General features: G+C 55.1%; 11 protein-coding genes. 10 read left to right on the forward strand and 1 reads right to left on the reverse strand.

Translation table 11 applies throughout. From position 1 onward, the window contains the following. Nucleotides 1-14 precede the first annotated feature (14 nt). The 9 genes from JD108_RS03440 to JD108_RS03480 all read left to right on the forward strand — a co-directional run bounded on the left by JD108_RS03440 (nt 15) and on the right by JD108_RS03480 (nt 8,990). Nucleotides 15-494, forward strand: a complete 480-nt coding sequence (locus JD108_RS03440) for a hypothetical protein (RefSeq protein WP_027093301.1) — start codon at nt 15-17, stop codon at nt 492-494. An 82-nt stretch (nt 495-576) separates the two neighbouring features. Beyond that, complete coding sequence (locus tag JD108_RS03445; RefSeq protein ID WP_198828574.1) at nt 577-966, forward strand: hypothetical protein; 390 nt, start codon at nt 577-579, stop codon at nt 964-966. Nucleotides 967-976: 10 nt separating this feature from the next. Further along, nucleotides 977-1,525 carry a hypothetical protein gene (locus tag JD108_RS03450; protein WP_148456355.1) on the forward strand — a complete coding sequence of 183 codons (549 nt, stop codon included), beginning with the start codon at nt 977-979 and terminating at the stop codon, nt 1,523-1,525. After that, nucleotides 1,512-2,495, forward strand: coding sequence for a hypothetical protein (locus JD108_RS03455; RefSeq protein WP_198828575.1), 984 nt, complete (start codon nt 1,512-1,514; stop codon nt 2,493-2,495). Before JD108_RS03450 ends, JD108_RS03455 begins: the two co-directional genes overlap by 14 nt. 115 nt (nt 2,496-2,610) lie before the next feature. After that, nucleotides 2,611-3,717: a copper amine oxidase N-terminal domain-containing protein gene (locus tag JD108_RS03460; RefSeq protein ID WP_228728290.1), complete on the forward strand. Its 1,107-nt coding sequence runs from the start codon at nt 2,611-2,613 to the stop codon at nt 3,715-3,717. A 4-nt stretch (nt 3,718-3,721) separates the two neighbouring features. Next, a complete protein-coding gene (locus JD108_RS03465; protein ID WP_228728291.1) occupies nt 3,722-7,540 on the forward strand; it encodes a DUF5704 domain-containing protein in 3,819 nt (1,272 codons plus the stop codon). Nucleotides 7,541-7,564: 24 nt separating this feature from the next. Further along, complete coding sequence (locus tag JD108_RS03470; protein WP_198828577.1) at nt 7,565-8,050, forward strand: hypothetical protein; 486 nt, start codon at nt 7,565-7,567, stop codon at nt 8,048-8,050. Nucleotides 8,051-8,261: 211 nt separating this feature from the next. Then, nucleotides 8,262-8,702, forward strand: a complete 441-nt coding sequence (locus tag JD108_RS03475; protein WP_080835134.1) for a hypothetical protein — start codon at nt 8,262-8,264, stop codon at nt 8,700-8,702. A 21-nt stretch (nt 8,703-8,723) separates the two neighbouring features. Beyond that, nucleotides 8,724-8,990 carry a helix-turn-helix domain-containing protein gene (locus JD108_RS03480; protein ID WP_124331901.1) on the forward strand — a complete coding sequence of 89 codons (267 nt, stop codon included), beginning with the start codon at nt 8,724-8,726 and terminating at the stop codon, nt 8,988-8,990. Here JD108_RS03480 and JD108_RS22230 read toward each other — a convergent pair. Next, nucleotides 8,965-9,561: a hypothetical protein gene (locus JD108_RS22230; protein WP_174719587.1), complete on the reverse strand. Its 597-nt coding sequence runs from the start codon at nt 9,559-9,561 to the stop codon at nt 8,965-8,967. The genes JD108_RS03480 and JD108_RS22230 overlap by 26 nt on opposite strands. Before the next feature lie 298 nt (nt 9,562-9,859). Here JD108_RS22230 and JD108_RS22235 point away from each other — a divergent pair, with 298 nt between their 5' ends. Next, nucleotides 9,860-10,201: a TnpV protein gene (locus JD108_RS22235; RefSeq protein WP_227872724.1), complete on the forward strand. Its 342-nt coding sequence runs from the start codon at nt 9,860-9,862 to the stop codon at nt 10,199-10,201. Nucleotides 10,202-13,257: the final 3,056 nt, after the last annotated feature.

The following is a 13,257-nucleotide window of genomic DNA, read 5'->3' on the forward strand; positions in this document are numbered from 1 at the left end:
GGAGAGATCGGTTCATGTCCAACGCGCAAAAAGCACTCGTGATGGCGGCAGGCATTTTTCTTGCCATCGCGCTCATTACCCTCGCCGTCGTATTGTTTATTTCCGCGCAAGACTCCACCAAGGCGGCGCAAAGCAATTTCAGCAATATCCAGACGGAGCTGTCGCAAACGGCGTTTACGGTGTACGACAACACGACGTTGTCGGGCAGTCAGGTGGTCAACGCGCTGCGCAAGTTCAGCGATCAAGACCAGTTCGGCATCCAGATTGTCACCGGGAAAAATCCGGCAGGTCAGTGGTATGGCAAGGTGATCAACACGGGGGTTCCAATCGACAGTGTGACCTACGGCTCAGTGGTTGGTGAAGCGCCGGGGCAACTGAGCCATGCGCTCGATGAAGCGAATATCAACTACGTCAATCCGAGCGGCAAATTTCGGGCGCAACTGGTGCACGACAGCAGCAACGTCATTCGCGGCATCGTGTTCCGGCAGCAGTAAGCGTCCGTACTGACATCACAACGCTGATGGGGCGTCCTTTCGGGTATAGACGGACGCCCCTGCGTTTTCAAGGAGGAAGCCGATGGAATATGCCCCCAGAACGATGCTGGAAATGAGCGTGGCCTGTCTTCTCTTTCTGATGGCCGCAACGAGCGGACTCATGCTCTTTCAAACCGGGGCCGCGCTGAACGCCACCGCCTATGTGTCGGGAAAGACGCTGGATCGCAACATGCAGATGACGTTTACGCCGATTGCCGGCGACGGCACCGTATCCGGCGCAGAGGTAGCGCAGTCCGTTGCCCGGCTGGAGACGGGAGACGCGGAAATTGTGGTGGACGGCGTTCGATACGCGCCGCCGCTCGATCGGGACCCGTTCGTCCCCGCCGGCATTCGCCTGAATGCCCGGTATACGGCAGTCGCCCAGCGGGATGCGTCCGGGCGGCTGCTGCGCCTCATTTTCGCTTTACGCTAAGGAGAATGCCATGAACAGTTTCTCGAAAGTTTTCGCGGCGCTCATTGCCGTTCTTTTGCTCTACCTCTACCCCATTTCCGCAGCCTTCGACCAGCAGGACGATATTTCGGAGTTGGTCGTCCTGCGGGCGACGACAACATTTGTGGATGCGGTGCGGGACAAAGGCTTTGTGTCGCCGACCATGTATACGGACTTTATGGAGGCGATTGCGGCAACGGGCAACACCTTCGATGTGCAAATGGAACACGGCAGCAAAAAGTACGTGCCGGTTTACGACGACCCGACAAGGCCGGATACGTTTCGGGGCAGCTACGAAGTGCACTACGACCTATTTTACAACGCGCAGATTTTGCCTGTGCTGTTCCCGAACAGCGCGGCCGCAAAAGACGATCCGGCGAGACGCTACAAACTGCGGGTCGGCGATACATTTGCGGTCACGGTTAAAAATACGAACCGGACTCCCGGCACGATCCTGTTCGATTTCCTGAACCAGGCCATCAGTCCGAACGAAAAAATCTTCATTCCTTACGGCGGGGTGGTGCGCAATGAGGCTGATTGAATGGGCCATTGTCGGGGCGCTCATTTTCCTGCCGTTTGCGACCGTGAACCGGATTGAAGTCGAAACGCAGCGGAAGGCGCTACTCTCCGAGCTGCGCTATAACACCGCGCTGGATGCGGCGGTGGATGACGCAGCGCGGATGTTGACCGTCAATGCGAATCAGCAGCGGGAGACGCAATACGAATCGGCCAAGCGGGTGGCGCTGAACAAGGACGAAGCGATTGCCGCTTTTTATCGGACGCTGTACGCAAGCTTCGGCATTGCCGACGCTCCCGTTGCGCAAGGCGTACTCAATCGGTATATCCCGGCTATTGCGGTGATTGGTTACGACGGTTTCTACGTCTATGCCGAGGAGGAGTGGACGGGAGCCGACGGGAGCACGGAACGAAAACCGGTTTGGGGAGCAAAGAGGCCGTATGCCTACGCCGATTCATCGGGTAACAGCCTTTCGTTCACGCTGGACGATTTCGTCCTCGCTTACGATGCGGGCAGCCGGAGCTGGCACGAAGGCTTGCGGGCCGACGTCGGGCAGCAGACGAATATTGCGCTATTAAAGGATGCGGAGCGATTTGAGCAGGTGCGCCGGAGCACCATCGTCCGCGCAATTGAAGACGAACTCGCCTACCGGATCAACAAACACAACGAATCGGTTTCCCGATACGGCTTTTCTTACACCTTCACGCTGCCGACCATTTCGCAGGAGGAATGGCACAATACCGTGGATGACGTCGGGGTGCTTGCCTTTATCCAAGGCATTCCGATGGGAGGCAAGTTTTACAACAACTATGCGCTCGGCGGAAGCCGCGTGCTCAAAAAGCCGGAGATTGTCGGAGCCAGGAAAGGAAGCATGAAAGTGTATTATCGCAGCACATGCGACTTTACTTATCCGGTGGAAGAGACGTTTTCCAGCGAAAAAGCGGCCGCGCAAAAAGGCTATATGCCGCTGGGCTGTCCTGACTCGCCATCTTAACGAGACGGCGGTGATTTCGGAAAGTGGACACGCCGTCAGATCGGCTTTATGATGAACCTAACAGTCGAAATCTTCCAAACTTGTCATGATCCATATTAAGAGAGGAGCGAATGGCGTGAGAAAATGGGTAATTGCAGGACTTGTCGCCGCGATGATTTGCAGCTTGTTCACCGTAACGGCAAGCGCGGCGAGCAACCCTCCGTCCTTTGTCAGCGTCGTCATGGACGGACAAAAAATCTGGTTTCCCGATGCGCAAGCATTTGTCGATGAAAACAACCGGACGCTCGTGCCGGTTCGATTCATCGCGGAAAAGATGGGCGCGAACGTAGGCTGGGAACCCGAAACCATGACCGTACCGATTGAGCGGGACGACCTGCATATTGTGCTTACGATTGGCGATAGCAAGGCGCTCGTCAACGGTAAAGAAGTGGTCTTCGATTCGAAGGCGATTACCAGCGGCGGCCGGACGTTTGTCCCGCTGCGTTTTGTCAGCGAAGCGCTGGGGGCGGAAGTGAATTGGGATAGCCCGACATCGACCGTATTTATTTCCACACAAGAAGATGCCAATGCAAAGTACGATGAATGGGGCCGCCTGATTCGCACAACCCATTTGCCGAAGAACGCGAAAGATTACTCGTACATTCTGGCCGATGTGCCGAATGAAGCCTATGAAATGGCCTATCCCTACTCGCATCCTACGGACAGCAAGGTTTCTTTGGTGCTCTATTCGACCATACCGGAATTCAATAAGAAAAACGTGGATATATGGATGAACCGGCTGAAAACGTTCGGCGCGTTGTGGCTGAATGTGGATTACAACACGATCGACGATTCGTGGGCGCAGGCGGTATTCGCCACGAAAGTGCAAAGCTCCAATGCGGAATTGAAATATATCCGGCGGTATGTGGAGTGGGTGAAAGAAAACAAGATTCAGATCGAAGGATACCTTGATCCCGAGCCTTCTATGATCTATCGGAACGGATTCGGCGATAATTATATCCGATCCAAATTCAGGATTAAATTTGTTTCGTTTAAGGAAAGTAAAGACTTGCTCTATGATGAAAGGTTCCCTAACCAACAATCTTTGGAAAAAGGAATTTGGTATGAAGGCTACACCGATATCTCGATGTCCACGAATGTGGGAGGCGATTGGGGGCCAACGTTGAAAGTAAGTCCGAGCGCTAGTTTATTCTACAACCATACGATTAAAAGGATGGAGTAGAGATATGAACAAATTGCATAAACGATTGTTGAGCATGCTGCTGGCATGCTTATTTTTGTTTTTCTCCATTCCAACCTCTGTTTTCGCGGGACCTCCCGATGTCAGAACTGAAAATGGCACCATTAAATTTAAGATCACCAGTACGGCTGCAACATCGTCCATTAAATACAGAACCGTGGGGTGGACAGTGCGCCGTGACCAATTATGTTCGAATACGACGCCCAAGCAGTGCGGCGATCCGAGAAGCGGCCAACACGCTTCTTTTTTGGACCAGCAAGTACGGCAAGTAGGACAGGAACCGAATCCGCCCATCCCCGGCCAGCCTGTCACGACCTATTACGAAGTCAGCGAGGCGCTTGTCACGGAAGGCATGTGGAACGCGGGCATGGGCGACATCAAAGACAACGACGACTTATATTTGTATGCCATCATGGTGTCCATCGACGGAAACGGCAACGTGCGCAAAGGGCCCTTTTATACGTTAGATGAGATCAAGAGAGCCGAACCTTGGGCGCACCCGGACGACTTGGACGATTATTTCGGCATTCATGTACCCTATCGAAGCGCGGAATTTCCCGTCGATGTCATTGCAAAAACCGTAGACGGCATAGTCATTCAAAGACCGGAAGTTACATTTCTAAAGGGCGAGTACAAAGTCGGGGAAACGATCAATCATGAATTTCCCGAAACGATTGAGGACAACGGAAAAACGTATACGATCGTTCGTTCCTATTTATCGCCCAAGCAGGACCCGACGCGGAAAGACTGGCTGCAAGAAGACCCGGAAACCAATCCGAAGGTGCGAACGCGAAGCTTTACGGTGCATCTGGGCGGAACGGACGCGGTTGCCGAATATGCGGAGAACAATCCGGTGAAGGCCATCTATCAAAAAGAAGACGGCACCAAACTCAAAGAAGTGGACAAAGGCGTTTTCGCAACCGGCGAGGAAGCGAACCATACGTTCGAAGGACAAATCACTTCCGGCGGTCAGACGTATGAAATCATCCGCTCTTACATTACGAACAATAACAAACCCGACGAGAAGCTGTTCATTCAGGAAAAAGGCGACCCCAAGCTCAAAGAGCGCTCCATTCTGGTGGGATCGGGCGGCTCCAACTTTATCGGCATTTACAAAATTCCCTCCTCGGTAACGGTCGCGTCCCGGATTGAAGCGCCGGAAACGGTCGACCAAAACGTGACCGAAGTGGACGGGAATTTTGTTTTTGAAGTCAAGTCGTTAAAAAATTTGCAGTCATACGAAATCACGGATATTCGAAATGCCAGGCTCGTTCAAACGGGCGACAAAACCGGAAACCTCTCCGGCACGTCAACGAGTAAAACGATTCCGATCAAAATCCCGTTCACGTCCGGCGACAAAGTGAGCGTGCAAATCACCGTCGTTGTGAAGGATGTGGACGGCAATACGGGGGACTCGACATCCGATCATACGGTACGCAAAGGCGACGGCGACGGAAAACCGCAGCCCGGCGCTTCCCAGCAGGCCGAAGCGATGGAGCCAAGCGCTTCTGCTGTCATTCAGGCGGATGCGCGCGGCGCAGAAAAATTTGATGTGCTGCAAGGCATTCCGACTTCAGAGAACCTGTATGTGAACGCTTTGGCCAAATCGTACTTGTATCGCAACACGTTCACGGAAACGACCGGCACGAAGCAATACCCGATTCAGGTGAGTAAAACATATACCCTCACCTGGACGGAGACGCGATCCGGCCCGCCCGATGCGGACGGGAATCCGACCACCATTACCGTTCCGCGTTCAGATACACAGACGGTCACCAAAAACTATTCGATTGAACGCAAGTACAGCTTCTGGACGATTCAAAATCTCGAAGTGTACGGCATTCAAAAGGCGACGGTCTCCAATTATGCGCTTCCTTCGGGAACAGTTACGCTGGAGCCGAATGGCTATACGCCGCCAACCGTTTCCGCTGCGCATGATGCGTCGCTCAGCGCGCATATGACCGATCCGGTCTATTCGAATGTGACGCTGCCCGGACAAACGATTTCCGGCGGTTCCAGCCGGCCTTCCGTACCGAACGAGGACTGGACAAACGAGGCCGAGAGAGCTATTGGCAAGATCAAGGTAAAAAACGACTCGTTCGTTTTTAACGGAAATACAATCATGGACAACCGAATCGTTGAGGAAAAAGCGCCGACGCCGGGGGCGATACCGGCCCCGCCGATGATTGGGCAAGATGTGCTGTACGGCAAAGGTTATCTCATTGACGCTTTCAAAACAAACAAAGCGAATCAACCGAGCACCGGCACCATCTTTTATACGCTGGTCAAGGGCATTGGCGGCGGGGAAAACAAGAGCTTTCCGATCGGCGGCATCAATCCGGTGACGGTGCATACGCCCGTTGTCAATCAGGCGTCCGTATCCGACGACCAGGCGCATAATCAGAAAACGCAGCCAACCGCCGGTCGGGCTGCGCTCATTCTGGACCGGCCCTTTACCGTAACGATTCCGACAAGCGGCCCGCACAAGGACATCAAGGGCTACGGCAATCGGGATTATGCCAAGTATGTGAGGGACAAACAGATTTGGTTTCCGTTCGATGTGTACAAAGCGGATCGCACGACGTTTGTCCCCAAGGAAACGTGGGTATCCATCCCGGTCGGTCAGATACAGACGACCTTCTATTTGCCCGTTTGGGTGGATGAAGGCTATTACGACGTATTATTCCGGACGTTTGCCGAGAATAGTCCGGCCTCCTTTACGTCCCAGATGAATGCCAATCTGGACTTGTCCAACCATGTGGCTACGCAGGTGGTTCCAGTGGAAGTGATCGGACGTCTCTATGATTTCCGCATCACCGACATTGCCGATTTTGCCTGGGAATCGGTGTTCCGCACCCAAAAGGGCAGCGCGACGCCGACAGGAAACGCCTACTGGGTCGGCACGAAAGGCATTGACGGCGCACCGCGCGGCAATACCCCTCCTTACGTGCTGCCGGTACGGCAAGGCAGTCACCCGGAGAGCGGCAAGAAAAATGTTGCGGTCAAAACGGGTTACCATGTCAAATTCGAAGTCATGACGAAAGGCAACATGTTCGGCTCGGGCGACGGCATCCTCATTACACCGACGTTTTATTTTGTGGACAGCAAGGGGAAGAACAGGCAGGAAGTCGATCTCTACTATCATTCAGGCAGTCAGCGGTTTATTCGTATTGGCTCCAGCGACGATGTGGAGAAACGGTATGTGACGCTCGACGCTCGCCTGCGCAATGTGCCGAAGCAGGAGTTGACCGGCACCGCCGCAATGCTTTGGTCGCTGAACGGTTCGCCCGGAGCGAGGCAGACGTTTATCGATCAATATGTAAAGGATGCGCAGAAGCCGACCTATGTGGGCGGTTACGATATCATGCTGCTGCCGCCTCAGCTTCGGACGTTTGTCGGAAGCACGCAGGTGCCCTCCGGCATCGATGCGGCCCGCGCCAACGCTTCGGTTCAGCGATGGCGGGGGGACTACAGTTTGCCCGCCGCGCCGTACGTGGTGCCGAAAGGCTTCAATCTGGCGGAGTACGGCCGCACGCACCGGCTGGACGACCATGCGCCCGTATTTCTGAAGGATGGGTACATCATCGTCAATTTCAACATCGAAACGATCCGCAATCAAGACTTGAACCATCCGCATCTGCAATACAAAAACGCGCCGCTGGACAATCAGTGGCGGATGGAAGGGTTTCAGCCCAGCTTCGTCGATCCATACGGGGCAACGTTCTCCCTGCTGGACGGCGACGTCGTCTTTTATCATGCCAATTTGTCCAGCCACGACGACTTTGGGACGGGAGGCACCCATTAAATTCACCAGACGGGAGGGATAAACATGTTGGAAAAGCTGCAAAGTGCCGCGCCAGAGGATACGGCTTATTTTTATTCCGCTTCTGCCGCAGAGGAGATCGAACGTGGCTGCATCGGCCACCTGCGCGGCGATTTTGGGCGGTCGGGCGAGGAGTTCTGGGTAACCTGGTTTCCCCGGCGCTCTCCCTTTGAAACGACTGCTTTTAAAGAAGAATTGGGTAAGGTCTTTCAAGCTATCGGCGATCAGAAGGTGCTGAAAAGCCGCAAGCATATGTTACGATTTTGCAGCGAGCACCCGGAGGCGCGCATCGGCGGTGCTTGGAGCACGGATGTATACGGGTTTTGCATGCAAACGCAGGATCTCCGCTACTATTTGCGCTGCTTTCCCTTTGCCGGGGATTACAACTTTTACTTGTACTGCTATGCCCGGCCGGAGCGCTTGGTGGAGCAGCAACAGCAAGCGCCTTCCACGCCTGCCGCACAGAAGAAAAAAACGGAAACGCAACGATAGGAGGACGCAATGAACGATCTCACTCGTTATCGGCTGCTGGACGGAGCCTCGCTTCCGCTTGCGGCCAAGTTGGTGTACTGCTATTTACTGAATTTGGCGGGCGGAAAAAACAGCCGCTTTCCTCCCGTCGGCTTGTGGCAGATATCGGACTTTCCCCTTCTATGTGTGTCGCAACCTAGAGCGAACACCTACCAGCCGGGAGGAAAAGAATATGCTGGAAAGACTGCAAACGGCCGTGTCGGAGGATGCGGCCTATTTTTATTCCGCTTCGATAAAGAAGGATACGGAACGGGGTTGCATCGGGCACCTGCGCGGTTATTTTGGCAGCAGCGGCGAGACATTCTGGGCAAACTGGTTCGAGCATTTGCCAGCGCTAAAAACGCCGGCTTTCCGGGCGGAACTGGATGCGGTTGTGCGGGCATTGACGGAGCAGGGACTTCTTCAAAGCCGCAGCCAGATGCACCGTTTTTGCCTGTCGCATCCGGAGGCCCGATTATCGGGGGCGTGGCATTCCGGCGTATACGGCTTTTGTTTTCAAACAGAGCGCCATCGGTACTACCTGCGTTGTTTCCCGCATGCGGGAGACTACAATTTCTATCTGTACTGCTACATCCGGCCGGATCGTTTGTCGGAACGGTCGCCGGAGCGTTAGCGTCTGCCGAGGAGGAAGTTTATGAATGATCTTACCCGGTATCAACTGCTGGCCAAAGCGAAGGTCCCTCCTGCAGCAAAGCTATTGTACAGCTACCTGATGGACCGCGCGGGCGGGCGGCACGGCTGCGTCTTGTTGTCCGGCAAAAAGCTGGCTTTGGAGGTGGGTCTCTCTCCTTCCACTGTCCGCCGAAATCTGCATCGCCTGCAACTTATTGGACTCATTCGGATTACGGCCCGTTATTCGGAGGAAGGCATTCGCCTCACCAATCAAATAACGTTTCGGTAAGGGAGGTGCTCTCGTGACAGCCAAGTTGCAGCGCATCGTCGAACTGGCTGCCGGCACGGCTCGCACGGTAACGAATCAGCCTGAGCGGTGGGCGGATTTTTTGCGGACGGCGGCCTGGAACTATAAATATCCGTTTCAGGATCAACTGTTGATCTACGCCCAACGTCCGGACGCAACGGCCTGCGCGCCGATTGACGTCTGGAACAAGCGGCTGGATCGCTGGGTGAAACGCGGCGCAAAAGGGATTGCCCTGATTGAAGACCGAGGCAACCACCTGGGCCTGCGCCATGTGTTTGACGTATCGGATACCCAAAGCAGACGCCAGCCGCAGGTGTCGCTTTGGCGGTTGCAGGACAGCGACACGGCTCATGTGATCGAAACGCTGGAAAATGCGTTCGGAGCGCCGGACGAGAGCGAACGGCGTGCGGATCTGCCTGCCGCGTTGCTCGCTGCTGCGCGGAATGCGGTGGATGACAACAGCGCCGATTATGTGGCGGAGTTGATGAAAGAGCGGGAGAACAGTTTGCTTGAGGACCTGGACGTTCCGCATGTGGAATTGTTGTTCAAACAAGCGTCTGAAAAAGCCGTCGCTTATATGGCCTTAACCCGCTGCGAGTTGAATCCCGAACTTTACATTAGCACCGAGGATTTGTCTTCCATTGGTTATTTCAATACGCTTCCAGCATTATCCCACTTGGGCGCAGCGATCAGCGATGTGTCCGAGATGATGCTACGGGAAGTGGAATCGACCGTCCGAGCACTGCGTCGGGATGCACAACATGCAAATGAGGGGCAATCGTTTCATACCCTTGCAAGACCCGATTCCTTGCCGCACAATGAAGCTACTCGACAAGAAAGGAAGGATGAACATGGAACTGACGTACTCGCCGCAAGGGGATTATCTGCTGCCCAACCTGACGCTGAGCGAAGCGGAGACGACCATCGGGAAGTACGGGATGATGCGCAAGACGTTCCTGAAAACCGAGCGGAAGGGCATGTACGCCCATCTGATGTTGTCGGGGCAGTTGAACCAACATCTGGCGGAAGTCGACCGGACAGCGCGGGAGCAGATCGACCGGACGATGCAGGAGCTGCTCGCGTCTCACCCGGCGCCGGACAAGGCGAGCGATCCGCTGGCCTGGACGGGACACATGAACAACCTGAAGCAGCAGGCGGAGGAACTGATTCTCGCGGAACTGATTTATCATTAAAATGGTACGACCGGGAAACGGAGGACCGAAGTCTTCCGTTTTTTCACGACCATGCCCTCATTAATGACATGCTCCGAGCCGCGCCGCTGCGGGAGAGCAAGTCGGACATCGCAGCATTTTTCCTTGCCCATGAAGACGAGCGCGAGCGCATGTTGTATGTGCGCGGTTTGTTTCCGTCAGGCATCACCGAACTGACGCTGGATGAAGGCGTACGAGCAGGATTTGAACCGTACCGAAACGTTTTGCATCTGTGGACAGGGACGGCGGAGGAACGCACGGCGCAAAGCTTTTACGATTGGGGCGTCATCGCCGGGCATATCGCCAGCATGATACTGTTGAACGAATTTGACTTGACGCGAAAGTTGGAACCGTCCATCGAGCAACAGACGCTGTGGATGGAACAAGCGGAGGACGCAAAAGCCTCCGCTTTTTTCATGCCGCAAGCGGTCATTGACGCCATTTTGCAAAACGGCAGCGGTTTTGAGAACGGCAAGTATCGCATCGCGCTGCATTTCCAGCAGTCGCTGTCCGCACAGGAGAACGCCGATTTCCTGAAACAGGAATACGGAACCGGCGGGCGTCTTCCCGCGCTGATCGGCACGGATATTCACATGAATTATGACAGCAAAGGCATCACGCTGACCCGCGGCTCCATCATGAACCCGGATACGCAGGTGGTGCTGCCGTGGATGAACGTGCAGAAACGTATCGGCGAACTGCTGGCAGCGGGTCGTTACTTGAACCGGCAGGAAGCCGAGCGATTGCCCGCTTTTGCAGAGGAACAGGAGGAAAAGCGGAGACAGCAGGCGGCGGAAATGGCCAGGAACGATGTGCCTCAGTCGGATGCATCGTCGGGGCTTTCCCCACGAGACGCACAGGTGGAACCGGAACAAACGCCGGTGAACCGGGAACGAGCGCGCTACGGTTTTGATACTGGCAGTATGGTCTGGATTGGTGCGGACGAATATGAAATTGTTGAACTGGCGCAGCGAACGGTGGTGCTGCAAGACCGGCAGTTCCCGCTCTTCATCAAAGAGGTAAATCGCCGGGATTTTGAGCGGATGCTGCGCGAAAACCCGCTGAACGATCATCTGATTACCGGAGAGCAGGAGCCGGAATGGATTGGCGAAACGGCATGGGAAACGGCGGAAGATGCGGTTTTACCGGAAGAGCCGGTGACGGAGGGGCCAGAAACCGTATCGCAGCCAGACACTTCCCTTTCCTCTGATGGTGCGGCCGGCCGCACCGCGCCAGCCCGTCCGTCTGTCCCGGCTGTCAACTACCGGATTACGGATGATGAGCTGGGGCATGGCGGCGCAAAAACGAAGTTCAAATGGAACATGGAAGCGATTCGGCTGCTGAACAAGCTGGAGCAGGAGCAGCGGCAAGCGACAGCGGAAGAGCAGGCGGTGCTGGCTCGCTATGTCGGATGGGGCGGCATTCCGCAGGCATTTGACGAAGCGAACACGCAATGGGCAGCCGAATATGCGGAACTGAAAAATGTGCTGGAGCCGGAGGAATATGCATCCGCTCGCGCGTCAACGCTGAATGCCCATTATACGTCTGCGTCCGTCATCAAGGCGATGTACGACTGTCTAGAATCGATGGGCTTTCGCAGCGGCAATATTTTGGAGCCGTCCTGCGGCATCGGCAATTTCTTCGGACTGGTGCCGGAGTCGTTCCAAGGCTCGCGGCTGTTTGGCGTGGAACTGGACAGCATTACCGGCCGTATTGCCCGGCAGCTATACCCGCAGGCGTCGATTGCGGTCAGCGGCTATGAACAGACGAATTTGCCGGACAGCTTCTTTGATCTCGCCATCGGGAACGTGCCGTTCGGCGGTTATGGCGTGGCGGATAAACGTTACGACAAACACAAGTTTCTCATCCATGATTACTTTTTCGCTAAGACACTGGACAAAGTGCGTCCGGGCGGCATCATCGCCTTTATTACGTCCAAAGGCACGATGGACAAGCAGAACCCGGCGGTTCGCAAATATATTGCGGAACGCGCCGAATTGCTCGGAGCGGTGCGTCTGCCGAGCAATGCGTTTCTGGCCAATGCCGGAACCGAAGTAACCGCCGACATTATCTTTTTGCAGAAACGGGATCGCATGGTCGCCGTCAGCGAGCAAACCGAAGCATGGCTATCCCTTTCCGAGACAGCGGACGGTGTTCCGGTGAATCGCTATTTCGCAGAACATCCCGATATGGTGCTCGGCACCATGGTTTTTGACGACCGGATGTACGGCAACCGGCAGGAAACGTCCTGCAAGCCATTCCCGGACGCCAATCTGGATGAGCTGCTGCGCGAAGCGTTGTCGGGCATCCATGCCGAATGGGTGGAGCTGGAACGGGAAGACCAGCCGGAGGAAGAAGACCCTTCTCTCCCTGCTGATCCGACTGTGCGCAATTTCAGCTTTGCGTTGGTGGATGGACAAATCTACTATCGGGAGAACAGCCGGATGCGGCGCGTGGACACTTCGGCTACGGCGTCAGGCCGCATCAAGGGAATGATTCTGCTGCGGGACACCGTGCGCGAGCTGATCGAGTATCAAACCGAAGACTACAGCGATGAGATGATAGAGCAGCAACAGCGCAAGCTGAATACGCAGTATGATCGGTTTACGGCGCAATACGGCCTGATCAACAGCCGCGCCAACAGCCTTGCTTTTTCGGACGACAGTTCTTACTTTCTTCTTTGCTCGCTGGAAATCATCGACGAGGAAGGGCGGTTGCTGCGCAAGGCGGATATGTTCACCAAACGCACCATCCGGCAGCGCATCCGCGTGGAACAGGTGGATACCGCTTCGGAGGCGCTGGCCGTTTCCATCGGCGCAAAAGCCCGTGTCGATCTGCCGTATATGGCGGAGCTAACCGGCTGGACGGAAGAACAATTGATAAAAGAGCTGCGCGGCGTCATCTTTCCCAATCCCGAAAATTTGGATGAGGAAGGGAAGCCGATCTACGAAACGGCGGATGCGTACTTGTCCGGCAATGTGCGGGAGAAGCTGCGGGTGGCCAGACAGTTTGCCGCATACGATGCCGAACGTTACGGC

The sequence above is a fragment of the Brevibacillus composti genome (genome assembly GCF_016406105.1).
Classification (GTDB): domain Bacteria; phylum Bacillota; class Bacilli; order Brevibacillales; family Brevibacillaceae; genus Brevibacillus; species Brevibacillus composti.

Coding starts and splice junctions, on each gene's coding strand:
- JD108_RS03450 (WP_148456355.1), top strand. CDS start 977: ATGAACAGTTTCTCGAAAGTTTTCGCGGCGCTCATTGCCGTTCTTTTG.
- JD108_RS03455 (WP_198828575.1), top strand. CDS start 1,512: ATGAGGCTGATTGAATGGGCCATTGTCGGGGCGCTCATTTTCCTGCCG.
- JD108_RS03475 (WP_080835134.1), top strand. CDS start 8,262: ATGCTGGAAAGACTGCAAACGGCCGTGTCGGAGGATGCGGCCTATTTT.
- JD108_RS03445 (WP_198828574.1), top strand. CDS start 577: ATGGAATATGCCCCCAGAACGATGCTGGAAATGAGCGTGGCCTGTCTT.
- JD108_RS03480 (WP_124331901.1), top strand. CDS start 8,724: ATGAATGATCTTACCCGGTATCAACTGCTGGCCAAAGCGAAGGTCCCT.
- JD108_RS03470 (WP_198828577.1), top strand. CDS start 7,565: ATGTTGGAAAAGCTGCAAAGTGCCGCGCCAGAGGATACGGCTTATTTT.
- JD108_RS22235 (WP_227872724.1), top strand. CDS start 9,860: ATGGAACTGACGTACTCGCCGCAAGGGGATTATCTGCTGCCCAACCTG.
- JD108_RS03465 (WP_228728291.1), top strand. CDS start 3,722: ATGAACAAATTGCATAAACGATTGTTGAGCATGCTGCTGGCATGCTTA.
- JD108_RS03440 (WP_027093301.1), top strand. CDS start 15: ATGTCCAACGCGCAAAAAGCACTCGTGATGGCGGCAGGCATTTTTCTT.